27 protein-coding genes are annotated in these 25,728 nt (G+C 66.1%); 3 read left to right on the top strand and 24 right to left on the bottom strand.

What is annotated here, in order from left to right:
• Nucleotides 1-223: 223 nt before the first annotated feature.
• From ACYVF7_RS33840 to ACYVF7_RS33820, 5 genes are all read right to left on the bottom strand, one after another.
• A complete protein-coding gene (locus ACYVF7_RS33840; protein WP_460348711.1) occupies nt 224-1,381 on the bottom strand; it encodes a DNA cytosine methyltransferase in 1,158 nt (385 codons plus the stop codon).
• Between the two features lie 341 nt (nt 1,382-1,722).
• The gene (locus ACYVF7_RS33835; RefSeq protein ID WP_460348709.1) at nt 1,723-2,844 is read right to left on the bottom strand and encodes a DUF3560 domain-containing protein; all 1,122 of its coding nucleotides are present in this window, start codon (nt 2,842-2,844) and stop codon (nt 1,723-1,725) included.
• A gap of 378 nt (nt 2,845-3,222) precedes the next feature.
• Nucleotides 3,223-3,483, bottom strand: a complete 261-nt coding sequence (locus ACYVF7_RS33830; protein ID WP_460358257.1) for a tyrosine-type recombinase/integrase — start codon at nt 3,481-3,483, stop codon at nt 3,223-3,225.
• Between the two features lie 123 nt (nt 3,484-3,606).
• Nucleotides 3,607-3,786 carry a hypothetical protein gene (locus ACYVF7_RS33825; protein ID WP_460348707.1) on the bottom strand — a complete coding sequence of 60 codons (180 nt, stop codon included), beginning with the start codon at nt 3,784-3,786 and terminating at the stop codon, nt 3,607-3,609.
• A 20-nt stretch (nt 3,787-3,806) separates the two neighbouring features.
• Nucleotides 3,807-4,628 (bottom strand): TRADD-N-associated membrane domain-containing protein, encoded by an 822-nt coding sequence (locus tag ACYVF7_RS33820; RefSeq protein ID WP_460348705.1) that lies wholly within the window; start codon nt 4,626-4,628, stop codon nt 3,807-3,809.
• 126 nt (nt 4,629-4,754) lie between these two features.
• Between ACYVF7_RS33820 and ACYVF7_RS33815 the strand changes: the two genes are divergently transcribed.
• Nucleotides 4,755-5,033: a hypothetical protein gene (locus ACYVF7_RS33815; RefSeq protein WP_460348703.1), complete on the top strand. Its 279-nt coding sequence runs from the start codon at nt 4,755-4,757 to the stop codon at nt 5,031-5,033.
• A 938-nt stretch (nt 5,034-5,971) separates the two neighbouring features.
• Here ACYVF7_RS33815 and ACYVF7_RS33810 read toward each other — a convergent pair.
• Both ACYVF7_RS33810 and ACYVF7_RS33805 read right to left on the bottom strand, forming a co-directional pair.
• A complete protein-coding gene (locus ACYVF7_RS33810; RefSeq protein WP_460348701.1) occupies nt 5,972-6,106 on the bottom strand; it encodes a hypothetical protein in 135 nt (44 codons plus the stop codon).
• Between the two features lie 34 nt (nt 6,107-6,140).
• Nucleotides 6,141-6,272: a hypothetical protein gene (locus ACYVF7_RS33805; protein WP_460348699.1), complete on the bottom strand. Its 132-nt coding sequence runs from the start codon at nt 6,270-6,272 to the stop codon at nt 6,141-6,143.
• A gap of 70 nt (nt 6,273-6,342) precedes the next feature.
• Between ACYVF7_RS33805 and ACYVF7_RS33800 the strand changes: the two genes are divergently transcribed.
• A complete protein-coding gene (locus ACYVF7_RS33800; protein ID WP_460348697.1) occupies nt 6,343-7,077 on the top strand; it encodes a hypothetical protein in 735 nt (244 codons plus the stop codon).
• Nucleotides 7,078-7,099: 22 nt separating this feature from the next.
• Here ACYVF7_RS33800 and ACYVF7_RS33795 read toward each other — a convergent pair whose 3' ends face one another.
• The 11 genes from ACYVF7_RS33795 to ACYVF7_RS33745 form a co-directional block, all read right to left on the bottom strand.
• On the bottom strand, nt 7,100-8,407 hold the full coding sequence (locus tag ACYVF7_RS33795; RefSeq protein ID WP_460348695.1) for a PIN-like domain-containing protein: 1,308 nt from the start codon (nt 8,405-8,407) through the stop codon (nt 7,100-7,102).
• 47 nt (nt 8,408-8,454) lie between these two features.
• Nucleotides 8,455-8,982, bottom strand: coding sequence for a DUF4145 domain-containing protein (locus ACYVF7_RS33790; RefSeq protein ID WP_460358255.1), 528 nt, complete (start codon nt 8,980-8,982; stop codon nt 8,455-8,457).
• Nucleotides 8,983-9,393: 411 nt separating this feature from the next.
• A complete protein-coding gene (locus ACYVF7_RS33785; protein ID WP_460348693.1) occupies nt 9,394-10,071 on the bottom strand; it encodes a hypothetical protein in 678 nt (225 codons plus the stop codon).
• 11 nt (nt 10,072-10,082) lie between these two features.
• The gene (locus tag ACYVF7_RS33780; RefSeq protein WP_460348691.1) at nt 10,083-10,457 is read right to left on the bottom strand and encodes a PadR family transcriptional regulator; all 375 of its coding nucleotides are present in this window, start codon (nt 10,455-10,457) and stop codon (nt 10,083-10,085) included.
• A 72-nt stretch (nt 10,458-10,529) separates the two neighbouring features.
• Entirely contained in the window at nt 10,530-11,201 is a 672-nt protein-coding gene (locus ACYVF7_RS33775) for a 3'-5' exonuclease (RefSeq protein ID WP_460348689.1), read from the bottom strand.
• A 34-nt stretch (nt 11,202-11,235) separates the two neighbouring features.
• Complete coding sequence (locus ACYVF7_RS33770) at nt 11,236-12,486, bottom strand: hypothetical protein (RefSeq protein ID WP_460348687.1); 1,251 nt, start codon at nt 12,484-12,486, stop codon at nt 11,236-11,238.
• A gap of 12 nt (nt 12,487-12,498) precedes the next feature.
• A complete protein-coding gene (locus tag ACYVF7_RS33765) occupies nt 12,499-13,050 on the bottom strand; it encodes a nucleoside-diphosphate kinase (protein WP_460348685.1) in 552 nt (183 codons plus the stop codon).
• On the bottom strand, nt 13,047-14,195 hold the full coding sequence (locus tag ACYVF7_RS33760) for a glycosyltransferase family protein (protein ID WP_460348683.1): 1,149 nt from the start codon (nt 14,193-14,195) through the stop codon (nt 13,047-13,049). The genes ACYVF7_RS33765 and ACYVF7_RS33760 overlap by 4 nt, the downstream gene beginning before the upstream one ends.
• On the bottom strand, nt 14,192-15,217 hold the full coding sequence (locus ACYVF7_RS33755; RefSeq protein WP_460348681.1) for a thymidylate synthase: 1,026 nt from the start codon (nt 15,215-15,217) through the stop codon (nt 14,192-14,194). The genes ACYVF7_RS33760 and ACYVF7_RS33755 overlap by 4 nt, the downstream gene beginning before the upstream one ends.
• 5 nt (nt 15,218-15,222) lie before the next feature.
• Complete coding sequence (locus ACYVF7_RS33750; protein ID WP_460348679.1) at nt 15,223-15,915, bottom strand: ATP-binding protein; 693 nt, start codon at nt 15,913-15,915, stop codon at nt 15,223-15,225.
• Nucleotides 15,916-16,039: 124 nt separating this feature from the next.
• Nucleotides 16,040-16,222, bottom strand: coding sequence for a hypothetical protein (locus ACYVF7_RS33745; RefSeq protein WP_460348677.1), 183 nt, complete (start codon nt 16,220-16,222; stop codon nt 16,040-16,042).
• A 185-nt stretch (nt 16,223-16,407) separates the two neighbouring features.
• Here ACYVF7_RS33745 and ACYVF7_RS33740 point away from each other — a divergent pair, with 185 nt between their 5' ends.
• Nucleotides 16,408-17,700: a helix-turn-helix domain-containing protein gene (locus ACYVF7_RS33740; RefSeq protein ID WP_460348675.1), complete on the top strand. Its 1,293-nt coding sequence runs from the start codon at nt 16,408-16,410 to the stop codon at nt 17,698-17,700.
• A 51-nt stretch (nt 17,701-17,751) separates the two neighbouring features.
• Here the strand turns inward: ACYVF7_RS33740 and ACYVF7_RS33735 are convergent, their stop codons facing one another.
• The 6 genes from ACYVF7_RS33735 to ACYVF7_RS33710 all read right to left on the bottom strand — a co-directional run bounded on the left by ACYVF7_RS33735 (nt 17,752) and on the right by ACYVF7_RS33710 (nt 25,690).
• Nucleotides 17,752-18,468, bottom strand: coding sequence for a Type 1 glutamine amidotransferase-like domain-containing protein (locus tag ACYVF7_RS33735; RefSeq protein WP_460348673.1), 717 nt, complete (start codon nt 18,466-18,468; stop codon nt 17,752-17,754).
• 214 nt (nt 18,469-18,682) lie between these two features.
• Nucleotides 18,683-19,663, bottom strand: coding sequence for a CehA/McbA family metallohydrolase (locus ACYVF7_RS33730; protein WP_460348671.1), 981 nt, complete (start codon nt 19,661-19,663; stop codon nt 18,683-18,685).
• Nucleotides 19,664-19,814: 151 nt separating this feature from the next.
• The gene (locus ACYVF7_RS33725) at nt 19,815-20,219 is read right to left on the bottom strand and encodes a hypothetical protein (protein WP_460348669.1); all 405 of its coding nucleotides are present in this window, start codon (nt 20,217-20,219) and stop codon (nt 19,815-19,817) included.
• Complete coding sequence (locus ACYVF7_RS33720; protein WP_460348667.1) at nt 20,216-22,336, bottom strand: hypothetical protein; 2,121 nt, start codon at nt 22,334-22,336, stop codon at nt 20,216-20,218. Before ACYVF7_RS33720 ends, ACYVF7_RS33725 begins: the two co-directional genes overlap by 4 nt.
• The gene (locus tag ACYVF7_RS33715; RefSeq protein ID WP_460348665.1) at nt 22,333-24,234 is read right to left on the bottom strand and encodes a hypothetical protein; all 1,902 of its coding nucleotides are present in this window, start codon (nt 24,232-24,234) and stop codon (nt 22,333-22,335) included. The genes ACYVF7_RS33720 and ACYVF7_RS33715 overlap by 4 nt, the downstream gene beginning before the upstream one ends.
• Complete coding sequence (locus ACYVF7_RS33710; RefSeq protein WP_460348663.1) at nt 24,227-25,690, bottom strand: hypothetical protein; 1,464 nt, start codon at nt 25,688-25,690, stop codon at nt 24,227-24,229. The genes ACYVF7_RS33715 and ACYVF7_RS33710 overlap by 8 nt, the downstream gene beginning before the upstream one ends.
• Nucleotides 25,691-25,728 lie beyond the last annotated feature (38 nt).

Here is a 25,728-nt window from a genome sequence, read left to right as displayed (position 1 = left end):
ACGTCCTACACCACGGTTCTGCACCGTGACGAGCCGGAAGGGGTACATGCGGTCAAAACTCATGAACAACGACTTCACCGGAACAGGGCCGCGGTCACACCCGGCGAGCAACCGCGGTCAACTCTCACGAGCAGAACTACAAAGACGGTTGGCTGATCGGTTTCGTCGTCCATGGCATCGTTTGTGGACGTTCCATGGCTCCTGTAGCCCTGTCATTCGCCGCTCAGGCGGCGAGTCCGCATTTGATGCGCTCGCCTACCCACTGGGCGACGTTGGAGGGGACGGCGTTGCCGGTCAGCAGCCCGCCCGCCGTGGCGCTTCTGGGCACCTTGTCCCTGTCGGCCTTGGGGAACGTGGTGATGAATCTCCAGCCGGAAGGGAACCGTTGGGCGTAAGCCTTCTCCATGGTGGTGAACATCCGCACGCAGCAGCCGTCCACGGCCATGTCCGGGCCGGGCAGCACCAGCATGTGGTGGCCACCGCCGGCGGTGACCGTGGCAACAGGCCCGTCCAGGCTTTCAGACAACTTGTTGCGGCGGATGACCGCCACGAATGGCTTGCCGTCCCACCGCTGAAGGCCATGCTGGATACGCCACCGAGTGGCAGGGCTGTACGGCCCGTTCTTGTGGCCGTCCGCGACGAACGTCATCGGTTGCGACCAGTCGATTCCCGGCTCCATCGGCTGCGTCACCGGCGTGACCCGTCCATGCCCCCAGGGGCACACGTAGTAGTAGGCACCGCGCTTGCTGTTCCCCGGGTCATACTCTCCGATCCGGTGACCGGCGATGCGCATCGCCGCCGGCTTCCAAACCCGCCGACCTTCGACCAGGCCGCACCATTCGCAGATCGCCTCAGGCCGGACCTCCAGATCGACCTCGATACCCCGTTGCGCCAAAACGAAGATCATCCGTTCGCGGACCTGCGGGGCGGCCGGGTTCCCCGGGGACGAGATGTGCGCGGCGTTCACGGGCATCACTGTCGCGGTGTAGCCCATGGCCTCGAACACCTTCAGCCACGGCTCGAACAACTCCCAGCGGGCGAACCGCAGTACGTTCTCCCCGACGATCACTGCTGGGCGGTGTACCTCCGCGTACCGGATCAGGCACCAAGCCGTCGCCCGGGTCGCCGTCCAGGGCTTCTCTCGTTGCTTGCGGACCGCGTTGCCGCCAGCCGGTGCCGCCTCCGTACAGATCGGGCTCCCGGCCAGTACGTCCGCACGTGGCAGGCTCAGCAGGTCCAGCCGCGAGACATCCTCGATGTAGCCGCGTACCGGCCGGTTCAGCCACACGGTCTGTACAGCGGCCTGCAGATGGTTGACCGCCGCCACCGGCTCGTATCCGGCCAGCGCAAACCCAGCCAGGTCACCACCGCCACCGGCCATCAGATGAACCGAAGTCAACACCAGGGCAACCCCCGATTACGTCAAACCGCCCCGGGACTGAGTCCCGGGGCGGCCAGATCTTCATGCTGGGCCGGCGGCGCGACGACCGGTCAGCGAACGTACGCAGCCGTGAGCCTCCTCAACCTGGGTGGGGGAGTGTTCGGCGAGGACCGGCAGCTGGGGAAGAACCGTGAACCATGCGCCGACCTGCGTTGTCTTGTCCGCGTGCCCCTAGACGCCTCGGGCTGCAGAACCGGCCCGGCTCGGTATCTTCGCCGCTCAGTGGCTTGACGACCATCGCGACGGTGCACGCCGCGGTGTGGCGGCGCCGGGGCCTGCGCTCAGCCCGATGAGGAAGGAACGTTCCGGCTCGCCGGTTCGGGAGCTGCGCTGCGGTCGTCGCTGTCGTGGCGCTGCTCGGCCCAGGTGCGCAGCACGTTGAAGACCTCGTCCAACCAGCGAATCCCGGCCGGGACGCGAATCTGGGTGACCGGTTCGGGCTTTCGGCCGCCGAGCCCGAAGGTCTTGAACACCATGATGGGCGCCGGGTCCTCGATCGGCGTGGGCCGGCCGTACCAGTCGTCGTACGCGGGTTCCTTCCAGACCGCGTGGAAATCCTGGCCGGCGATCGTGAAGAACCAGTGCACCTTCTCCGCACCACCTCCACCGGTGATTTTGACCTTTCCCCGTTTCATGGCAGGTCGCCTAGGAAGCTCCTCGCCTTCCAGGAACTGGGCCAAGGCGGCGGGGAACTGTTCCCGCGCCTCCTCAGCGGTCAGCCTGCCGGAGACCTTGTCATAGGGGATGGTGCCGGTGCGCGGATGGCGGACACGGCGTGCCAGCTCGGCCATCGTCATGATCGGGTCGTCGTGGCGGTGGAACGGGTCCGGGACGGTCAGCGACTTACGGCCGACCTTGCAAACCTCCAGCCAGCAGCCGTGAGGCCTGACGAAGTCGCCTGGGGTGAAGTCCTCAGGTCGCCACACCTTCCGTCCGGAGGCGGCGATCAGGTCCTCCCAGTAGGCAATCTCCTCCAACGTCTCGACCATCTCTGCTGCGAGGACGGCCTGGCCGTGCTCAGAGACCCCGATCGACACTTCTGCACAGCCGTGAGTGACTTTGCCGGTCTGCTCGACCGGGATCCCTTTGGCGGTCAACGCTGCGGTCCGGTCCTCCAACTCCGAAGGTCTGCCCTCGATATGCGGCTCGACGAGCCAGTGCTCGATCCGGCCTTCCACGGCCTTTTCGATGTCCCGCAGCCGTTTTTCCAGCTTCTGGATCCGGCGCAGTGTGGTGCCATGCGCTTCGCGTCGATTCTGGAAGTTCCGGGCGGCTTGGGCACGGCCCATCAGCTCCCCGGCCGTGTCGATCAGCGCGAAGGCCCGTCCCTCACGTTTCCACAGTCGGTCCAGCAGGTTCTTGTGCCGCTGGTAGGGGTGTTCTCCAGAATCCGCATGTCCCATGAGACATCCGTGGCCCTTGGCGCTCTGGGGACTATAGCGCCCTATGATCCGCATTCCCCAGAACCAACGAGACGTTGTTCGCCCGTCGGTCAGGATAGGGACCCGCAGATGTCGTCCTGATCTTCAGCTCGGGGGCTGGCCAGCGGCTGGTGAGGCTTCGTCCTGTGTCGTGCGGGGAAAGGGAATGCCGAAGATCATGTCGGACGGACCAGACGCTGGGATGACGCTGGTTACCGCCTTGTGAAGGCGGCTGTGAGCCTCCGTCTCGTCGCAGTCGCGGAAGACAAGGAATCGGCGGCAGGCCAGATCAGTCGGCAAGGAGATGGCCCCGCCGATGTCGATCAAGACTGGGATGACCGGCCTGCATCACCCCGTCACCTACGGCTCGTACGTCGCGGCGTGCCGGGCAATGCCAGCGGACAGGGCTGCGCCCAGGTCGTAGGCGGGGCTGCGGTCGAGGGAGTTGCGGTCGGTGTCGTAACGTCGGGTGGTGTGCGGGTCGGCGTGGCCGAGCAGGTCATGGACGACGTGCAGCGGGCGACCCTTGCCCAGCAGCGCGGTGGCGACCGAGTGCCGCAGCGAGTGGGGGGACAACGTCTCCGCCTGCGGGATCTTTGCCGCCTTGGCGACCCGGCGGATGATGGGTTGATGCGGACGGCCCCGGCGCGGAGCGGGTAGGCGTATCAGGAGCTGAGCGCCGACAGCCGACCGGCCCGGGTGGCCTCGGCCAGCCCGGCCTCGCGCGGCCCCCCGGCGTACAGGTCAGCCTCGGTCGGCCAGTCCCTGGGCGCGTATTAGCGCGGCGAGCTCGTGCGGGGTTCGCGCGGCCGGCCGACCGGTCAACTCCGGCGTAGCGGTCGGCGCGGGCACGGTAGCGACGAATTCGGCGCGTTGTGCCGGGACCGCACCCACTACAGCGGAGAGGGAGGTGTCGACAGTCATGCGGGATTCCTTCGTGGGGATCAGGTCGAGGTCTTCGCGTCGGTGGAGCGTTTGCGGCGTCGCCACCACGGTCGATGCCGATCGACTGAGGTCGCGGTGATGTCGGCGGACGGGGCTGTCGGCGCCACGATCGCACGGGCCAGGTCGGCCACGACGGCCGTGCGCTGCGCGGGATCGATGCCCTCGAGAAGGCGTTCGGCGGCCAGGTATCGGAACAGCTCCACCGGCTGGTCGAAGTAGGCGCGCAGGTGCGCGGCGGACGCCTCCTGCGAACGGACGAACGTGCGGCCGATGTAGCCGGCGAACGCCGCAGAGGATGCCACCAGCACGCCGGTGACGATGTTCACCGTGTCGTTGTGGGGGGTTTTGAAGGCGAGCAGGAGGGCGCAGCCGACCAGCAAGACGAAGCCGAACAGGCTCGCCAGCAGGGCGGTGTAAAAGCTCACTTTCGCCTGCGTGGTGACCGTCTCGTGGTAGAGCTGCAGCCGCGAGCTCGTCGCCTCCCACAGGTCCCGCAGCTCCATGGAGTGCTGCGCCCGCTTGTCGGCCTCCCGAAGCGCTTGACGCACCCCCTCGAGGCGGCGGGCCGCGAGCTGGACGCGCCGCAATACCACCCCGACGGCGGTGGCCATCATCAGCACTACTGTCCCCACCACCACTAGCGCCGCCGACAGCTCCGCCCCGAGCGCGCGCGCGATCGCCTCGACCTCGCGCAGGATCGCCCTCAGTCCGCGCGGTGGCCAGGGCAAACCGCTGACGACGAGGTCGACGGCGACGAGGTCGACGGCGAGGGCCGTTCTCGCGGAGGTCATCCGGGCGGCGGACCGGTCCGGAGTCGGCATGGGCTGTCCGACGGCATCACAGGTCCCCGCTCAAGGCATTCGCATGCGCGGTCCCATGCGCGGTCCCATTCGCATGCGCGGTCCCATGCGCGGTCCCATTCGCATGCGCGGTCCCATTCGCATGCGGTGCCCGACTACCGGCCGCCCGACCCGATGCCCGATGCGGTGCCCGATGCGGTGCCCGACTACCGGCCGCCCGACCCGATGCCCGATGCGGTGCCCGATGCGGTGCCCGACTACCGGCCGCCCGACCCGATGCCCGATGCGGTGCCCGATGCGGTGCCCGACTACCGGCCGCCCGACCCGATGCCCGATGCGGTGCCCGATGCGGTGCCCGACTACCGGCCGCCCGACCCGATGCCCGATGCGATGGACGGAAAGGTTAGGCGGCTCGTATTTAGATAGGCCAAGACATACTTGTGGGCTATACCGCTTTATGCACCTTCCAAGGCTAAGGCCTTGATACGCGCCTTCCCCTAGGACACTCGAGCACGAAGGAAGGCCTGCGGCCGCCACAAGCTCTGCGCCCGTAACCGCACCAGCGAAACTGGATACACATTTCACGCCGTTAATTATTTGTACGCCGACGTGGGCCGCATGAGATGCACTTTCCGACAAATTTTCAGAAGTCTCGCTAGTGTTCGCCGCCGCGCCAGCATTCGAAGCGCCATGGCCCTTTCCGTTACACTTCTCTCCGCCGAGACAGTAGAACGGAGGACTTCCGGATCCCCTCTCTCGGGCGTGGCGAGATTCTTTTCGTCCCGGACGATTCACTGGATCCGGATCAGCCGCCGACGTCTTAGCTTTCGGTGCGATTACACTTCCCCTAGAGAAGTCCGCCTGCACGGCCAACGCTGCCCCTGGGGCACCGATAAGCAATGCAAATGAGACGGCGACAAAAAGTATAACCGCATGCATACTTTTAGAAGTCATACGAATCACCCCCACCTTCTACGAAAGTGGCCACCCAGCTCGGAATCAATCAAACAACGGTAGATAATCTGTAAAATGAGTTTAACTTAGGGAAAACTTTACGTTCGAGTCAGATTTGCGATACGCCGCTACCGTTCTGATCGGGCCGATCGCACGAATCTAATGACGCAGAGAGGTCAACGGCCGTGAGAGCTAATCCGTCAGGCTCAGGACGGCTCCGACGACGTGGTGGCCCAGTTGCTCGCACAGACCCGGGATGGAGACGCCGAGTGATCCCCATGCCGCCGCACCGCACGAAGAGCCGGGCGTCCTCGGCGCCGCCGGCCACCGCGGGTGTCGGGCACCCGGAAGTGTGCCTCGCTATCCCACCGCTTTAACTGCGCGGCGACCTTGTGAGGCACCTCCAGCAGCTAGGACCGGCACGCCGCGATCTCGGTGCCGATCGTCTGACTGTCCGCGTGGGACAACGTCACGGGGGGCAGCGCCGAGATGTGCCAGAACGCCGGAGTCAACACGAGCCGGTCGATGTCGGCGCGGCTGATCATCAGATGCAGGGCGCGGGCAGTCTCGTTCTCCAGGTCACATGGCGTCTCGCCGCGCGGAGGGTTTCGACCAGTGCGAAGTGTCCAGGTTCTCCGCCGAGGTATGCGCCTCGCGCAGCGCCTCGGCGATCAGCTCCGGCGGGTTCCTTGGGACAGGTCTGATCAACACCCGCAGATCGTGACACACCTCTCACAGACCCATGCCCTTTCGAGGGCGGATCCCAAACCACGAAACGCAGGTGGTGGGCCTCAAGAGGCTGGGCACGCTGACCAGCGCGAAGGACGTTTCGATTTGCCCGCCGACGTCACCGATCCCAGGGAGACCGGCGATCGTTGCGGACGAGCAGGATCAGCCGCAGATCGCAGGGCGGCAAGTCTCATCCGCGGCGTCCCGCCCAGGCCGGTGGACCGTTGGCCTGGGCAGGACACGCTTACCGTTCAAAGCCAGCGTTCCTGAATTGGTCGCCCGCTGGCGGGTCGAACCCCAGGCGGCGGCCGCGGCGCTCGTCATCGAGCATCGCGCGTTGGCGTTGAACCCTCGGACCCCATTGTTCAGCTCCGGTACGGCCGCTGAGCTCGCCGTCGCCAACCACCTTGACGAGGCGATCAGCCTGTTTCACGACCGGCTCGCGAGCACCGCGTGGGCGGTGTACGACGTCCGCCGGATCTACCATGCCCGAAAGGGCGATCAAGCCCGTAAAGGACCGGCGTGGCGCAGCGTTGTCCAATGCACGCGCGGAACCCGCAAACGCATCCACGCCGACCTGGCGCGGCTCACCGAACGCCCACTCAAGATCACTAAGTGGGGCCAACTCACGCTGGGCTCCCCCGCGTCTGGAGCCAGTTCTCGCTCGTCGAATCATTCTGACCTGCTGATTCACGTCCACAGACGTGTAGGCGACGCAACTGCCCACCGCCCAGATCACGGCAATCAGGATAGGCTTTTCGCGCTGCGCAGCCGGATGCGTGGCTAGCGACCTGTGACGCCTCGGACGATCACTCTTCGGCTGACGCCTCCAGCTCGGCGTCGTTAGATTCGTCATCGTCGGTCTTCTCGCTGAAGTGGTGAGCGGTGGCTTCGCTGGTGAACTGGCCAGCCAGGCGGCTCGTGGACGTCACGGCGTCCAACTGAGCGGCCAGGCGACTCGTGGGAAGGCTCTGAGCAATCTCGGCGGCCAAGCGGCTCGTGGAGGTCACGGCGTCCAACTGAGCGGCCAAGCGGCTCGTGGAGGTCAGGGCGTCCAACTGAGCGGCCAGGCGGCTCATGGGATTGGCCCGGGCGAGTTCGGCCACCAGGCGGCTCGTAGAGGCGGTTCGGACGCTTCGTGAGCTGTCCGCGGCGAGGCGGGTCTCAAGAGGGCTTCGGTTGCCCTGCATTTGAACGTCGCTGTCTATGGCGCCCACGTCGACATCCTGCGCCTCTGCGTGACGAGCGGATGCGGCCTGGTTGACCGTCGCATCACTGACATGGGCCGACAGATAATTCTTAGCGTAGACTAGGAACATTTGGACAGTAGCAATGTGGAATTTTTGGCCCGCTTCCGTGCGCATTTCCACGATGAGTTCACTGCGCGGGCCAAGCACCTGGTCCGAATCCAGGTGAACCCAGTCTTCCTTCTGATCGTTAGTGACGAGAAGTACGGGTAGCTGTCGACGTTTGGCCTCTTTGATCGTTTGGGCCCACAGCAGATAGTCGCCTATAGCTCGGTCGTCACCCTTGCTTCTGTCGGCGTAACCCGGCGGGATGTTGTTGTTGATGCGACGCTTTCCATCGTTGGCCGCCCGGCCGGCTTCCTTCTCATCGAAAGCTGGGCCGATCTTGCCCTCGAGCAGTACCTCGATCTCCTGCAGCAGCGGGTCTGCGCTTGGGTCGGTGTCGGGCTCGATGCTGAAGTCGTAGATCTCATTGAGCCGATCCAGGATCTGAGTGGCGGCCATGTCCAGGATCTGAGTGAGGCTTTCAGTTTCCGACTCGGAGAGGCCCCGATATTTTGCGAAGGTATCAATCATAGCCCAAGCATCGGAAAAGGGGCGCGCAAGGGCGGCCGTCAGAGTATCATTCGCAATGGCACAGTCACGGATCACATTGGTTCTGTTCTCGAAGAACTCGTAGACAACTCGATGAGGGATCCACAGGCGATCTCCGAGAATCCGAAGAGTGTCGAGATACTCGGTTCGAGCCTCCTCGGTGAATCGATATATATTGAGTAGCGCGTTGGTATCCAAGACGACAAGACCCTCGGCGATGAACGCCTTAATGTCGTCATTAGCGGGTGGGTAGTAGCCTGGGAACAGGTCTCGCATACTGCTGCGATTGGAAGACATTCCATCCTAGTTTGGGTTGCAGTCTCTTAGAACGGCGGTGCAGGAAATGTCTTTGACCGAGGTCGCCTCACTCCTCTTTGCGCGTTTATTTTCGCCGCCCGTTTATCCAACTCTCTGACCCGCCGATCATAAATGAGGTTAATGGCATGAGATAGTAGCTCTACGCCGTCGAGCACATCTTCTACTCGGAGGCCACTGTCGTGACTGCCGCTATTTCCAATCCACTTGACCGCCATCAGCATCTTCGCGGCGTCCGGATTCTTCGCTGCGAACAGTTCAATGCGGGCGTGCGTCGTAAGTGGCCGCTTCCGTGATCGCGAAGGGTATCTGTTCGCTCTTTGGAGAGTGAGTAGCTCTTCGATTGCCACACGTATGCGATTTGCGGCAGAGCTCGGATCTCTATACAGGATCGCCGAAGCGTCCGCGATTCGGTCCTTAACGATCTGTGGACATGTCTCGGGAAAATCGATGAGAGGCAAGGCGGGCAGCAAGTACAGTACGCGGTAGTGCGTCGCGTAGTGATCGTAGCTAGGGCTATGTTTGTGGCCCGTCATCGCGACCGTCATCTCCCCGGAGACGACCACGGGCTCCGCACAGCTATCGCGATTACAGCAAAGTTCGCCATAAAAGAAACCAGAGATCCATTCAGGCTCCCAGTCGCAATGGTCGTGCGTCGCTCTGGATTCCTGGGTTTCCCTAGTAGCTATATTCGTGACCCTAAGCTCCCCGCGTCTGCATGACGGGCAGGGCAGGCATGGCCAATTGTCTTCCGGAAACCAGTCCGCCAGAGCAGATAGCTCCTTGAGCTTGGGGTCATGAGTCACGACGCGATTGTCTCACAAGTGCCGAGTCTGTCCTGTAGTTAAACAGGCTCGGTTCTGGCATCCGGGTTGCGGTCAGGCCAGCCCAGTCCTGGAGCTTCGAGTTCGGGTGCATACGGTAAGGCGCTGACCGGAGCGGACTCGCTATCTCGCCTGCGGGCGTTGAACGGTGGCGTGCTGTAGTCGGCGTTGCGCTCTGGCCGTCGTCAACCAGGAAATTGGCGCTGGGAGCATCAGCAGGTTGAAGATCAGACCTATCCAGATTCCGATCGACTGGTGACCTGCGAAGACTCCTATCGCGGTGACGATGGCGGTCCCGAGACAGCAAAGGTAGACGCCGGGAACGAGCAGCAGGACCAAGCCCAGGACGTAGGGCCGTTCGAGCCTGGAGACCCGCCCCTTAGCTTGCAGCTTCTCGATCCGCGCCGATACCCACGACAGGGCGGACACCGCCATCAGCCAGGAGAGGAATGCACCGAATCCGTGGAACATGAGCAGGACGCAGACCAGGCTGGCGGCCACGCAGAAACCGCGGAAGCTGGCCTCCCAGGTGATCCGGCGGTCCAGGAAGGCGTCAGTGGCCTGGCTGCGACGAGCTCGGCGAGCTAGGCCGGCGCCGACGAAGCCGAACGCGACAAGCAGTTTGAAGAGCTTGCCGGGACGATTGACGATGTAGGTGGCGAGATCTTCAGCCATCACTTCGGCCTCGGCCGGGTCAGCGCATCGAAGACGTGCTGACCATCGGACGAGCTTGTCCGCCAGCCACGGGCAGAGGTCGCAGCACTCGTTGATCAGCAGACCAGAAATCACGGCGAACAGCACATCCCCCGCACTCATCGAGCGCCCCCGGAGATGGCCGCGCGCCAAAGGCGGCTGAACGCGAAGCCTGGACGAGGCGGCGCTTTGGCCGAGGTGCGTCGCGGTCGCCGTTCTGCGAGTAGTTGCTCGGATGCGACCACGCCGTTGGGCGTGAGCCGGTAGAGGCGTCGCCTGGGCCGGTTGGGCTGTGGGTTCTCCTCTTCCCACCTGCCAGTGATCCAGCTGGCGGCCAGGAGACGTTCAAGTACCCCGTAGACCGTTGGCCCCGACCGTCCGGTCGCCTTTGCGATCGGCCAGCCATGCAGGTCGTCACGGTTTTCGTAGTGCGCTTGGAGGAACACCTCCAGCACGTCGAGAAGGGGTGCAGTCACGCGGAACGGCTGAGCCATAGCCCTTACTCTACCTAAGTCGAGTATGACGGGCGTGCGACATGCCGACCGGCCGGGAAGATTGGCTGTTGGTCAGATATCCCAGAGAGAGGTCTGCTGCGGATCGGGCTGGACCACGTGATCGTCACCAATGGGCTGGCCAGCGAGCCCGGAGAGTTCGGCGAGGGTGAGGTCACGGCTTCCGCCGTGTGGGAGGTGGCCGATTAGCGCTCGGAGCAGCAGGGCGGTGCCGATGGTGTCCCAGAGGGCGCGGTGGGCCTGGCTGCCCGGTGCGTAGTCGGAGACCGTATCGAGGAGTCCATGCTGTTCCAGGAGTGCGGTAAGGCTCTTGCGCTTGTGGCCTGGGTCGACGCGGCGGGCCAAGCGGAGGGTGTCGATCAGGCCGGCCGGTTGGATGGCGGGGCAGCGGCGGTGCAAGAGCCGCCAGTCCACCGTGATGTTGTGCCCGACGATAACGCGGCCGTTGAGCCTGGCGGCGAGCTCGGGTTCAACTTCGGCCAAGGGCGGGGCGTCGGCGAGGGTTCTGTTGGTCAGGCCGGGAGAGATCCATGGGCGGCGGGGAACCGGTCGCTGCGGGTTGATGAGCATGGTGTAGGCCTCGTCGAGAGACGGGCGGCCCTCGTTGATCGGGACGACGGCGATTTCGAGGATCGCTTCGGCGTCGCGGTCTTGGGCACCGGTGCCTTCCAGGTCGAGTGCGACAAGTGGCGCGTCTTTCCAGAAGGTGTCCGAGCCGTCGGCCATGAGGGTCGCCCGCCTCTCAGAGGTTGATGGGTTGTCAGTCGTCATCAAACCGTGCGGCGGCGGTGAACTGGTGCCGCAACTCGGCAAGACGGTGTTGTTCCGTCGGGTCGGGTTGGTGACCGGTGAGGGAGCGGCCGTGGGCGTGCAGGAAGTGCGGCTGGTCCAGCTCCCAGATTTGGAAACGTAGGGTGTGCTGGATGGCGTAGCGGCGTTGTTCGCCGAGGCCGTGGGTCCAGACGTGTCCGCCGTCGATGAGGTAGTCGCTGCTGTAACCCAGGCCGGTCATGACCGCGGTGAATTCGGCGTCGGTGGGCGTGTTGTGGTCGGCTGCGCAAAGGTCGCGTTGGGCGGCCGGACAGATTTCGCAGAGTTCGCGTACTCCCCAGTGGCCGTTGTAGTCGGGAATGTTGTGGGCGGCTGAGACGCCGCAGGAGGTCTTGCGGAACAGCGGCGTAGTGATGCCCGATTCGCGCCAGGCCGCGATGACGCGGGCGTCCAATTCAGTCGGTAGGACCTTGCGGCGGTGGAAGTCTTCGTCGGTGTAGGGGAGCTCGACGCCTTGAGCGCGCAGGTAGGCGGCGTTTTCGGGCTTGTGGTAGTAGCCGGTGAACACGATCGCGTCCGCACGTTCGCCAACGGCGAGGACGTGCTGCATCGTCTCGGGTTGGTCGTTCCAGCCCGGGACGATCGGCCGCCAGTAGAGCACGACCTTGGTGCGGTGTTTCTTCTGGCAGGCCAGGGTGAGGGAGGAGACGGTGATGTTGGACTTGGCGATCGGTTCGATTCGGGCGTCCTTCAGGCCGGAGTAGGTGAACAGCAGGGTCACGCGGAGATGGCGGAGGTCTTCGAGCGCGGTCATGTCCTCGGCGGTGACCTTGAACCGGGTGATGATCAGGACAAGGTTGTCCAGGCCGCGGTCATCCAGGGCTCGCAGGACCTGGAACAGGTGGGGTTTGACGCCGGGCAGGAACGGGTCGGTGGCCTTGTTGAAGAGCTGAATCGGCGTGATCGAGGGCTGGAACGCTTCGTGGCCGGTGAGCATGTCGATGGCGTCGTCGGTGGAGCACAGCAGGTGGGGCGTCTTGTGCTCGAAATCGCCCCAGAAGTGGCGGACGCAGTAGCCGCAGTCGAGCGGGCAGCCGACGATGTGGTTCAAGGACAGGCCGGATTTGCGGTAGGTGACGATCTGGGCCATGTAGGGGTCCAGGGCCCGCTGCTGTTCGAGCGGCATGAGCCTCAACGTGGCGGGGCCGGTCTTGATCGGGTCGGGCGAGGTGTTGTTCACGGGTGCCTCCGGTCAGTCGTGCGGGTGGGCGGGCGTGAGCAGGTCGGCGTGGTCGGCACCGAACCAGATGAGGAAGTCCCGGTGAGCGGCGTCGGGGTCGTCTGAGGTGTGGATGAGGTTGTCGATCAGTCGTCCCTCCGCCTTGCCGGCGGCGAGGGTGTCGATGCCGAAGTGGCCGCGGATGGTGTCTGGTCCGGCTGCCGCAGGGTCGGTGGGGCCGATGAGTGCCCGTAGGCGGGCGGGAGCGTCCGGTCCGTGGCCGAGGGCGACGACGGCGGGCCGGCCGACGTGCATGCGGTCGAGTTCGGCGGCGATGTCGACGCCGATCTCTTCGCTGCGGGGGAACAGGTTGGCGTAGTGGGCGTAGATCTGCTGGCGGGTAACGTTCACCTGGGTGACGGCGCTGACCTTTACGACCTGCGCGATCCAGTCCAGAACCTGGCCGGTGAGGCCGCGGGAGATGCAGTCGGGCTTGAGGTAGATCACCGACCAGCGGCCCCAGTCCACCAGGAACAGGCGGGCCCGGCCGGCGGTGTCACCGCTTGTGGTGCCGTTGCCCGTCATGGTGTGGCCTTGGCCGCAGTGGTGAGGGTGTGCAGCACCTGTAGCAGGCGGGGGATCCAGGTGGACAAGCGGAACGGGGCGAGGCGGGTCAGGCAGTCACCGATCACGGCGGCGTGTTCAGCGGTGCCGGCGATGCGCTGCGCCCATTCGATCCGTTCGATCACCTCGCGTCCGTCGGCGGCGTGCAGGATCTCGGGGGTGAACGCGGAGGCTTGGGCGAGCGTGGTGGGGGTGATCGGCAGGCACCCGGCCAACGGCGCCTCGAACCGGCGTTGGCTGACCGCTCCCACCGATGAGTACCGTCGCGGGTTCAGCAAGACCGTGCAGAGGGCACCGCGGTAGATGTCTTGGACCTCAGGGAACGGGCATCTGCCGGTGAAGTTCACCGCAGGCCAGCGGCTGGTGCGTGGCCACTTCCCGGCGACCCGGTGCCGAAAGCGGGTGGCGGCGGGAACGAAGAACTCTTCGAAGTCGTGGTCCCGGTCGTACTGGTTGCCGACATAGGCCAACGGCAACGGGCGGTGACGGGCGGCCAGCTTCTGCGGGTCAGCCTCGTCCAGCAAATGGTCAGGGACCGGCGCCAGCAGGCTCACCGCCCCAGGGGCGGGCAGCAGGGCTGGGTCGCCCACGATCACGTGGGGAAGCCCCCGCAGCGCGTCATCTGCAGCTAATTGCCGGTCGGTGTCCCAGATGAGGGTGGCCGTTCCGGCGGCGGTGTAGTGGCCGATGAGGTCGTTCTGGCGGTGTAGGTCGCAGGTGTGGCCAGTGCTACCGCAGGCAGTGGTGTTACGGCCGGGCATCGGCCACCGCCATTCGGCCAGCAGCACGTCCAGGGCCGGGAAGCCACTCTCCCACTGGTAGGGCAGATCCTGCCCGGCCTCGGCGGCATCCCGGTTGGCCTGCAGCAATATCACCTGATGCCCTGCGGCGATGAGCGCGTCCACGATCGGCCGCCGCCAGAACCGGCCACCATCGGGGGTGTCGGTCACGCCGTGCCCTAAAAACCCCCAGAAGCTGAACCCGATCCGCAACCGGCCTTGGCCAGTGGGGGGACCGTCGTGCGCGGCCTGGGCCGCCGTCAGCCCGTCCTGGCCGGTGACGTACTCGACCTGATGCTGGTTGCCGGGCTGGATTCGGGAAGTCATCGCTCGCCTCCTGCGGGTATGTGGAATTTTTCTGGGATCCGCTCGGACCAGCGGTGGGCGACCAGCCACCGGTAGCCGGGGTCGAGCGCGTGAAGCGTTGAGAGACAGATCGGCTGGTCGGGGTGGTGAACGATCTGCCGATGAGTTTCAAACAGCAGCACGACCTGCTGCCAGTAGGGGTCCAGGCCCAGCCAGCCCTGATCGCCGGGGTCGAGTTGTTCCTCGTCGCGGCGCAGCGCCTCCTCAAAGCGCGCCACGATCTCCAGATCGGTCCACCGGGTCGGGGGCATCGCCTTCGCCGGGAACCACGCCTGCCTGTCATAGGTGGTCGCGACGATGGCGGCAACCCGTTCGGCGTCGACGTCGTTGATGTGCATGGAGCCGACGTGGTGGCTGTAGGACCCGACCTGTGCGCCGAGCTGGTGGGCGGTGAACTCCTGGATGAGGGTGAAGGCGAACACGTCGGAGACGAGCCCGATGACCGCGTCGTTGCCGCGCATGTAGGTGACCGCATGCAGGTGGCCGTCGCGGAGAAGAAACTGCAGCGCGAGCGTGCAGGACACGTCCGGGTTGGCGGCATCGATCAGCTCTTCGGGCTCGAAGAACGACACGACGGCTCGTTTGGAGGCCGGGTCCTCGGCGAGCAGGTTCAGCACCCGCTCCCACTGCGAGTGGCCCGTGTGGGTGGGCCTGAACAGTTTCGGTCCGTAGGCGGAGCCGGTCAGCGTTTCCCCGTCAGCGGAGAATCTGGCCAGCCGGGGCGCGTAGTAGGAGATCATCTCCAGGTCTTCGCGGCCCGATAGATACCAAAGCGCTTCGGCGAAACAGAACACGATGTTGGTGCGGCGTGCCGGGACGTAGACGATCCGCTCTCGCGGGTCGGTCAGGGTGAAGCTGACGTTGAGGCATTCGCGGGCGGCGTTGCCACGGGGCGCGTTGCGGTACTCATGCTGTTCGCTGACGTGCCGCAGCACCGCGAGGTAAGCGTCGTGAAATGTGGTGAAGGCCGGGATCTGAAGCATCTGCATCACCTCACAGGCGAAGACGGATGTGGAACGATCGGCCAGGGGCCGGGATGCGTCCAGTGGTGCCGGTTATGGGCATCAGGGGCTGGCGGCCGGTAGGTGTTGCGGGTGGGCGAAGGCGGTGGCTCTAGGGTCGGTGCCGAGCGCAGCAGGACCTGCTGGATGCCGGTCGGCGGGATGTGACCGGCCAGCTCGGCCGGAATGTCGATCTCGGCCCACACGACCTTGCCGCCGGCCGCCGCGTCGGAGTGGTAGTAGTCCCATGCCTTGGCCAATGCGGTGACCAGCATCAGCCCCCGCCCACTCTCGTCGAGGTCCCCGGCGCCTGTGAGGAGGGGTGGATAAGGGTTGGCGTCCCAGACCTCGACGAACAGGCTGCGGCGGATCAACCGCAGCCGAAGCACGATCGCGCCGGGTTTCGCGGTCGTAGGCCCCGCGGCGGGCGCGTGGGGCAGGCCTGTGGCTTTCAGGCTGTTGGTGATGAGTTCGCTGGTGATCAGCTCGGTGGTGCCGGGCAGGTCGTAGCCGGTCGGCTCGTCCAGCCGCCAGCGGTGCAGTTGGTCGCGGGCGAATGCGCGGGCGGCACCAACAGCGGTGGGCTGTGCGGGGAGTTGCAGGTCTTCGGAGACCCGTTCGGGGCGGGGACGAAAGGGTGAGTGCATGGTGGTGGGCGCTTCGGTCGGGAGCGCGGACATGGCTGCTCCTGAAGGTCTGTGAGGCCGGTAGTGAGGGCGGGTTGTTGAAGTCGGGGTGGGAGGCCGTGCCGTCGGCGGGCTCACGGGTCCGGCGCCGACGGCACGGCTGGCTCATCCGTGGCGCTCATGTGGCGGCCAGGTTGGTGTCGGCCAGAAGGACGCGGTCACATGGCCAGGAGGACCCGCAGACAGCGCAGAGCCCGGCGTCGTTGACGTGCTCGCCCAGCACGCGCGTCGCTGTCGCCCTGAGCCTCTCTAGCTCGGGTGCAGTCCCGTCGTTGATCCGCAGGGCTGATGGCGTGGCCATGGGCTGCTCCCGTCATCCGGTCGAGAGGAGATCTGTGGGGTTCACGGTCGGTGATGTTCGGCTGCCGACGGTGGTGTGGGGGTTCCGTTGGCATGACGTGCGTGATTAGAGTCAGACGTCAGTCAGGGTGCGGCCACCGGTGACGGGCCCGGTGTGAAGAACTGTGAAGAAAGGGCTGGCGCGTCATGCGCGGCGATCCCAAGCTCGGCGGGGTGTTGCGCAGTCTGCGTGCCGCCCGGAAGCTGACGCTCGCGGCCGTGGCCGGGCAGGTGGGCTGCGCCGAATCGCTGATTTCGCAGGCCGAGACCGGTAACCGCCAGGTGCACCAGTGGTTGGCGGAAGCCCTCGATGCCGCTTATGGCACCGGCGGCACGATCACGGCGCTGTGCGGCCAGGTCTATTCTGGGGAATCACAGGGCAACCGGGTCGAGTCCGGCCATGACGTCGTCCTGGTGCGCGTTCCCCAGCAAGGAATCACGGTGCCGGTCTCCCGACGACAGCTGCTGGCCGCTCTGGGCATCGGAGCCCTCGGTGGCACCATGCTCGGTGGCCTGCAGCAGGCCACTGCTCGTCTGGCCGCCGACGAAGAGCTCCTGGCCGATCTCACCCAAACGCTGGACGGGCTCAAGACCGCCGGGCGGACCCTGCCTCCGGCTCGGCTGATCGACCCGCTGACCGGGCATGTCGCCGTCATTGACGCGGTCCGCCGCCGGGCCCCGGGCTCGCTGGCCCGCGACTTCACCATCTTGCAGACTCGCTGCGCCGAATCGCTGAGCTGGATGGCCGAGGAAAGCGGGGATCTTGGCGCGGCACTGTATTGGACCGACCGGGTCCAGCAATGGGCCTCGGTCGCCGGCTGGCAGGCGATGGCCTCCTATGCCCATGTCCGCCGCTCCATGCTGGCCATCAGCTATGCCAGCGACGGTCTCGCCGCCGCCGAGCAGGCTTTGCTCGCGCTGAACACGCCAGGTACCCCGCCGCGGATTCGTGCGATGGCGGCCAAGCAGGCCGCCTACGGGTATGCGCTCGCGCAGCGTCCAGACGCGAGCAAACGCGCGCTGGAGAAGACAGTGGAGTTCTTCGACTGCGCCGCTCGCCACGGGGAGGAAGAGGGGCCGGTGGTCGGCCAGCACAGTGTCAACGACGCCGATCTGCTGGCCATCTACGAGGCGACCTGCCAGGTCTATCTCGGCGGCGGCACCGTGGTGATCGAGGCGCTCGCGCCGCGGATGACGGTCATCGGCAACGGATCGCAGCGCACCCATACGATCACCGGTGCCAAGCTCGCCCAGGCCTATGCCAACGCGGGTGAGCCCGGGCTCGCCTGCGGCCTGATCCTGAACGTTCTTGACGAGGTCACCACCGTGGATTCCCAGACCACACGCAGCGAACTCCGCCGTGTCCTGCCAGCCCTTGCCCGGTGGCCCGAACGTGATGACGTCGGCGAGGTCCGTCACCGCCTCAACGACCTCGGATGAGGCCACGGCTTCGTACTCGGCGCCGGCGAAGGCCTACGGCTTGCCTCACCGTCAGCGGATCAGCCTCGGCTCGAGCGCCGTCTCGATCACTGTGCCGTCCTCGTTCCGCTCGACCCGGTAGGCACCGGCTTCGGCCCGGTCGGCGAACGCTTCCGCCAGCTCGCCGCCGCGGTAGTACAGCCCGGCGCCTACATCGGTGGCGTACCCGGGCGAGGGCAAGGTCCCCTCGGCGATGAGCTTGTGGAACGACGTGCGGCGGTGGCCGTAGTGAACGGCATTGGAGAACGGCAGGAACCCCAGCCCCTCGGCCGGAGCGACCTTCGGCCCGTAGGAATCCGTGGTGCCCGCAGCGTGCCAGCACAGCGACCCGGCTGACTCACCCGCCAGCACCACCCCGGCCTGCCAGCACTCTCGAAGCACCTTGTCCAGGCCGTGCGCCCGCCAGACCGCCACCAGGTTGACCAGGCTGCCCCGGTCCACCCAGATCACGTCCTGAGCCTGCAGGTGAGCGGCGACGTCGTCGACGTTCGGCATGTCGAACAACGCCAAGTGCGAAGCCCGCACCTCGGTGCTGGCGAACGCCCCGTAGAAACAACTGACACTCACGGGCTGGTCACCACCCGCCGTGGCGATGAAACACAACCGCGGCTGCGACGGTCGCCCGGCCAGCTCGAACGCGAAGTCGAAGACCGCACCCGGGCGCCACCGCCGCCCACCCCGGTGGAACCCCATCGTCGTGGCCAGGATCGTCGGAGCAGCAGCCGCCATGGACCCGATCGTGCCACACCCCGCCCGCGTGCCTCGGGCACCCGGTTGAGGACGTGATCAGCTCCTATGACGCCGTTGATACCTGGTGTCGACGGTCACGATATTGGGTTCTTGAGCACTCTCTGGGGAGCGGTGACACCTGAGACGCGCAGCCTCCTCGCGATACGGATGTGTGTGCCTCCGGCGCCTGCGCACCGCATGGTGAAGCGAGCGATCAGGTCAGGATGATCGGATTGGTGAGTGCGGCGACGTGCCCGTTGGAATGGCGGACCTCGATGCGGACAAACGCCGACTCCTCCGCCGTCGTGTGCCACTGCACTACACCTGCCCCGCCACCGGGAAGAGTCACCCGGTGGACCTTCCCCCGATCGGTGTGGAAGCTGACGGCCGCTGACGGCACCCCCTGTACTGCTGCCTGCACTTCGACCTGCCCGCCATGAGTTGTGAGCCGCTCTCCCACCCCGGCGACGCAACCCTCGACGTTCGCGGTGAACGCCACCTCCACATCCGCCGACTCGGCGATCCAGCTGCGGCCCGAACGGATCGCGGCCAGGACCGCCTCCGTACTCAGCTCTTCGGCGAAGACCACGGTGTGAGGGATGCCGATCTGCCCTTCCAAGTGCGTGTCGCTGCTGCCCATCGCCGGCAGCCATGAGCCCGTCTCGATGTCGGCTGCGAGGCTTCGTCCCCACTCCGCCAGGGCAGCCTCGTTGTCGGCATTCCAGGGCCGATCAGAAGTCCACAGTCCGTTCCACACCTCCACCACGTCGAAGCCCCGGAAGGGGAACATGAAGTCACCCGACGGATAGGGCGCATGTGGGTGCGCAACCACACACAGGCCCCCCACTCGATGGACCAGGTCCAGGCACTGATCGATCAGCCCGTCCCTGACCTGGTGATTCCAGTCAACGACCTGGCCGGGGCTGATGCCGAGCGCGAGCCAGTGCCCGGTGCTCGTGGTCACTTCCTCACCGAGAACGATCAAGAAGTCATCGGCGGCCAGATGCCCCCATGCCCCAAGCGCCGCACCGCAGTTGTGCTCCGTCGTCGCGATGAAGTCGAGCCCCGCAGCGCGTGCCCGACCGGCCAACTCTTCGGGAGTGAGTTCCCCGTCCGAATGGACAGAGTGGACATGGCAGTCCCCGCGATACCAGGCCGCCCCGCGTCCGACCGCCCGCGTCGGCGGGAAGCTCAAACTCGACAAGGTTCTCCCCCAAGTCCTGTCAAGCCAACGCGCAAGCAGAGCAACCGTTTCCGCCGCGCCACTGAGCGCCATCTCACCCGAGAAGTCAGATCAAGATCTCATTCTGAAACGATCAGTAAGCTTCGCAGCGAGTGTCTTCCGGTCAATGCCGATGCTCGTTCAGGTCGACGACCTTGCCGTAGCGGCTGTCGATGTGCTCACGTAGGGCCTGGTTGTCGTGGTGCAACGCGGCGATCACGGTGGCCGCCGCGTCCAGCTTCTTCCGCAGTTCGGTGCACTCGGCCGTCTTCGCCTTCAGCTTCTTGGTCAGTTCCTGCAGTTCGGCGTCCCGGGTGACCTCACCTTTCGTACGGCGGCCGTGCTGGGCGACGTAGGCGTCCCATTCGTCCATGATCTCGGTGGCCCGGTTCATGGTGGCCCGGCTGACGCCCGCCTCGCGGTAGAAATTCTCCTTGGTGAACGCGCCGTCGGTGTGGCGGGGCTTGCCAGCCATCAGCCGGGCCATCGCTTCCCGCAGCGCCTTGTCTGTCGCTGGTGAAACGCTCACGCCTGCTCCTGGCCTTCGGCCCGGTCGATGACCGCTTGGACGTCTTCGAGTTGTCGGTCGATCAGTGCCTGCCGGACTGCGGGGAGCTTCTTGTCTTGCTTGAGCTTGCGCAGGCTGGCTCGCTCGGCTTTCCAGATCGGCAGGTGGGCGGGGCTGGTGATGCTGTTGGCGCATCGTCCGGGCTGGCAGCGGTCGATGAGAGGGCCTCGGTGCCCGTCGGGGATCCGCACGTTGCCCTCCAAGCACTTGGCGCCGACGGGGTTCGCCTCGTTCACGGTGCAGTGGTTGAGCTTGCCGAACCGGATCGAGATTCGGGCCTTGCGCAGAAGGTCCTGCTCGACCCGCCGGTCGCCCTGCCGGGCCTTGCCGGTGGCCACCAGTTCCTCCATCTGGGTCTTGACGTCGTCGAATGCCTTCTTCAGCTGGTCGGCTCCGGGGCCGAATCCGATGTTCTCGCCGCCGTGGTGGGCGTCGTAGAAGTCGCTGAGGCGCTCGAACCTGCCGTGCTCGACCGCGGTCCCCAGGAGCTTCTCCCACTGCGTGTCCGTCGCGCCGTAGCCGTGGGTGGTGCGGTTGGCCAGCGTCCGGGCCGCGACGTGCTTGAGCTGGACGCCTAGGGCGATCTCCCCGCCGGGTTCATGCTCGGTCAGCATCGCCATGGTCTTGCGAAACATATGCGGGGTGACCCGCGCGGCCGGGATGTGGAGTCCGTGGTGGGCGGTTCCGGCGTTGACCCGTTCGATGAACGTCCGGACCACAGTCCCGCTGTTGAAGCCGCCGCCCGTCTTGGCGTAGGCCTTGTCCGCAGCGAAGATCAGTTCCGGGTGGTCGGACAGTTCCTCGGCGACCGCGATGGCCTCGGCGACCGGTTCGATGATCCACCAGTGCTCCACCGGAAGGTCCGGGTCGTGCTTGCGTTTGGTCGAGGTGACGGCCGGGGCCCCGTAGAACTCGGTCACCGCCCCTCGGGTGATCTCCCTGATCTCTGAGTCCCGCATCATGCTGAGCGCCGCGACGAACACGTAGGCGGCGGCCCGGAGGGCGAAGCACTCATCCACGACCGAGCGCGAGCACAGGCCTGGATGCCACGGCCCCGACGTTCCGTCAGGGCGATCAACGATTGCGTACTCGGCCAGTAGACCTCCAGGACGTCCCCGTCCGGCGGCCACCGCGTCCTCGACCGCTGCACGCATCCGATAGAAGACGCTGGTCTTCTTCCCGCTGCTGAACGGCCGCAGGTTGTCGTCAATGCCGATCATGAGGCTGAGTAGCCGCCAGTTGATCCCGCCAGTTTCCATCGCCTCGGAGGTCCTCGGGACGCGGTCGGTGTGCAGCGGGACGATGTTGGCCGGGTCGGCCAGGTAGGCGGTCAGTTTGTCCTCCCGGCCCGCGAGCAAGGAGACGGCGTCTCGCCGCAGCTGCTGGTAGCGGCGGCGGGCGGACAGGATGTCGGGCGCGAAAACGTGCACGTACTGCCATGCGGCCCTCACCAGCGGGAACCACGTCTGCGGCGGGATGTTCGGGGTCGACAGGTACATGGTCTGGTGCAGGTGGGCGGCTTTCCCGGAGGTCGTTCCGGGCCATGGGTCGGTGGTCAGACCGCCGCCGGTCAGCAGCGGCGAGAGCCGGTGCAGCAGCTTGATCAGCAAGATGTAGGTGTGGATCGACGACGGCCCCAGTTCCTCGCGCCGGTTGGCGATGAACGCCTTGCAGTCGTCGTCCTGCCAGAGGGACAGGTTCGAGGGCAGGCCCTGCTTCGTGGCCCAGGCGGCCAATGTTCTGAGTCGTTGGATGGTCGCGCGGACCGAGCGGCCCTGAGCCGGGCGGGGGCGAAGGTTCAGCACCCGGGCCTTCACAGCCGGATGGGTCGGGTTAAGCAAGGCCATGCTGATCTCGCGGGCGCGCAGGTTCCAGATCGGATCGGCGACGCCTGCGAAGCTGATGTCCCAGGCGGACGGGGTGATGTTCGCCGGCCGCCGGACGGCTCTCATCGGCCAGGAGGTCGTGTTCCCGAACCGTGGGATCTCTGCTCCGGGCAGCAGCGGGCTGCTTTGCAGCACTGGCTCGTCGTCGGCGAAGACACCGCTGGGGAGGGGGAGGACAGCGGGGACGGTCACAGGTCGAACTCCGTTCGTGCGGACAGCGGCAGTTGGAGGCCCAGGTGTTCTTCATGGATCTGCTGCCGGGCCGCGTTGATCTCGGCAGGGGTCCGCTCGCGCAGGACGGCCTGCAGGTTGGTCATGCTCTGGCCCCACAGGGCGTGGAAGTGTTGGGGAGTGAGCCGCAGCTTGAGCTGCTGGAGGTGGTCGGCGAACAACAGCAGTTGCGGCAGGTTGGCGGGCAGGATGAACGCGTTCTGGCATTCCAGGCAGCGCAGCGGCGCGACCGCGCACAGCTCGCCCTGCTTGCTGTAAGGAGAGTCGAACGGGTCCCGGCAGTTGGCGACCCCCATGTCCAGCTCGCCGCTGATGATCTGCCCGGCTTCCTCGCGGGTCAGACCCATGGCGTCCAGCGCCTCCGGTTTGCTGAGGTCCTCGGCGGCGGCCTGGTCCAGGCTGACCGGGCCGTTCGTCGCCGCTTCGAACCAGCTGCTCTGCGCCTGGTTCACCACGTGTCCGGAGATGACATGGACGGTGGTGCCGTGCGCGTAGTGGCCCTTGAACGTCTGGACGGTGTGGTCGTCGGCGATGTCGGAGACCACACCTCGGCGCGCGATCACCTTCTCGACCTTCCCCGACTTACGCAGCCGTCGAATGTCCACCGGCTGGGACAGCTCCAGGCCATGGGCCTTGGTCCAGGTGCGGAAGGCGCCGTGTGGGTTGGTGTCTCCGATCCTGCCGAACCGCAGCACCCGGCCTTGGTCGCTGGCCCCGGCCCGCAGGAACAACGGCGTCGTGTCCAGGTCGCAGTCCTGGCGGGCCCGCTCGGTCACCGCCAGCAGCCGCCGGACCACCTCCGCCGCGGTCTGCGCTTCCCCACCGACCGGAGCGGCGACCACCACAGCACCGAACTCCTCATGCCGCAGCACGTGCGCGCGGTTCTTCGCCATGGTCAGCCGGACCCCGCCCGGAGTGAACTCCACATCCCCGACGTTCATCCCGGTGACCTCCTCCGGAGCGCGGCCCGTGGCTGACATCAGCAGCACCTGGAAGCCGTACAGGTCCTCATCGCGCGGATAGAGCAGACTGACCAGGACCGTGATCAGCTGAAACTTGGCCACGCGCGTGGTCGCCGGCGTGCGCATCGACGCCAGTTCCACCAGTTCGTCCGGCCACTGCCGGAACGGCGGCAGGCCAGCGAAGATCTCACCGGTCGTCAGCTCGCCCCGGGCCAGAGCCCACAGAAGGTTCCGTGGGTCCAACCATCCGTGCTCATCGGGGTGCCCCGCAGCATCTGTGATCATCTCCCGCCCAAGTTCCAGCCGGTCCTCAACAGCCCGGATCCCGTTCCAGGCCGCCCTTACCAGCCCCTGTTTCTCCTGGCGGGAGAACTCATCCAGTTCCTTGGTCTTCCCTGCGGGAACGCTGTGCGGCGCCGAGATCAGCCGCAGCAACCCATCGGCGACCGCAGCGTCCTCGCGCTGGGCCCGGAACCTCAGCAGCCCCCGCAGCGCGTGCGCTCGCTTGCCAGGGCTGGGCGACCCCTCCCGATACTTCGACGGCAGCGTCCGCCACATCTCGCTGATCACATAGGCCAGGTCCGGGTGGTCCTTGGTCAGCGACGCCGCTTCCGGGCTGGCGCAGTGCTCATCCACGTACTGAGCGAAGTCCAGGATCGCGCTGCGGTAGTGGTAGGCCCCGCTCGGTGTGCCCTGGGCCAGGGCGATGTAGGACTCCCACTCGTCGGCGAGCTCGCCGACTAGCCGTGAGCAGCGGTAAGCGGACGGGTCGATGACGATCGTGGTCTCTCGACCGTTGGCCTTGAGAGTGACCTGGCGGACGCCAATCCGCCGCGACGCTGTCCGCTCGGCCTTGGGCACCGGGACAGCATCCGTGTGCTCTCCGCGTTTAGGCACCGGTCGCTCCGTTCCGGTCGGCTTCCAGCGCCCGCAGGGCGATTTCGGCGTAGGTGGCGCCGTCGTGTGCGCTCCACTCGCGGAACGCGTCATCGACGTAGTTCATCGGATCCTCGCTGTAACGCAGGTACTCATACGTGCTGGATGTCCGCAGATGCCCCAGGCGCCGCTGGACGGTCAGCACCGGGTTCAGGGCGTGGTGTTCGGGCAGAGTGGCGAGCCTGCGCGGCTGGTCTTGGGTCAGTGCCTGCTCAATCCGCAGGCGTTGCAGGTACTTCAGCAGCTGCAGCGCGAAGGTGTGGCGGGCGTCATGGAACCGCCACGGCTTTCTGGGCAGGGTCGGTGCCGCCGGGTGACCGGCGTGGGCGCGCATTCGCCGCCACGCGTCGGTGCGGATCCGGTCCCACGATGAGGGCCCGAGCATCTGGCCGCCATGGCCGACGAACACCGCCAGCGGCTCAAGCCCCAGATCGGTCTCCCGGACCGTGCGCCGTCGCAGGCTCGGTGGCATCGCTGACATCAGCATCCGCCGGTGACGGCCTTCGAAGACGCCGTGCAGCCTGCCCTGGTCATGGTCGACCTTCGAGACGACGAACAGCTCCCGATGACGGCGTGCCAGCACTCGCGCGGACGCCTCGACGATCTCCGGCCGCTCCAGCAGAACGAAGTGGTCGACCATGTCCAGCGCGGCCGGCGGCACGTAGACCTCGCGGGCGATCTCGTACTTGGCGCACTTTTGCAGGTCGAACGTCGCCAGCTCGCCCGGCCGCCGTATGCCCTCACCGAGCTCAGGTAGCAGCAGCGTCGACCACTCCTGTAGCCGCATCCCGGTCAAAAGCGCCAGCTCCAGACCGGCGCGGGCCCGGTTCGGCGCCCAGCCGCGAAACGCCTCGTCCACGCTCCCGTCCGGAAGCTGCCCGCCGAACCCCACATCCCGGAAGAACAGGTACTGCTCAACCGTCATGTGCCGGATGTCCATGTTCCGCCGCGTCCCGCTCTGCAGCGAACTGCGTGTCTGGCCCTTCCCGACCAGCCGGAACGGCCGTCGCCGCACAAACCCGCAATCCAGCAGGTAACCGTAGAAGCCGTTGATCACCACGGCTTCCTTGTCCCACGTCGGCCCGTCGACCGGCCGCTCACCCAGCTCCGTCCGCGACCGCCGGTACGCGACCAGATCAGCCTCCGTCGCCCCCAACACATCCGTGCCGCGACCCGCCAGGAACACCGCCAGGCGACGCACGATGTACGCGTACGACTTCAACGTCTCCGGCTGCTTGCCTTCGTACGCCAGCGACCGGAACCAAGCGCACAACGGCTCCACCGGACGCATCCGCCCGTCCACAATCAGCGGCAAGCCATCCGGCAGCGTCCGATGCTCAAGCACCGCCAGCGCGTCGAACCCCTCCGGTTGCGAACAAGACGGCAGCAGAGCCCGATTCACGTAGAAGATCTCCATCCCACTCTCCGTCGAGACGGTTCCAACCATGCGGAGTA

It is taken from the genome of Actinoallomurus acanthiterrae (genome assembly GCF_054775715.1).
This window is presented reverse-complemented; position numbering and strand designations above follow the sequence as displayed.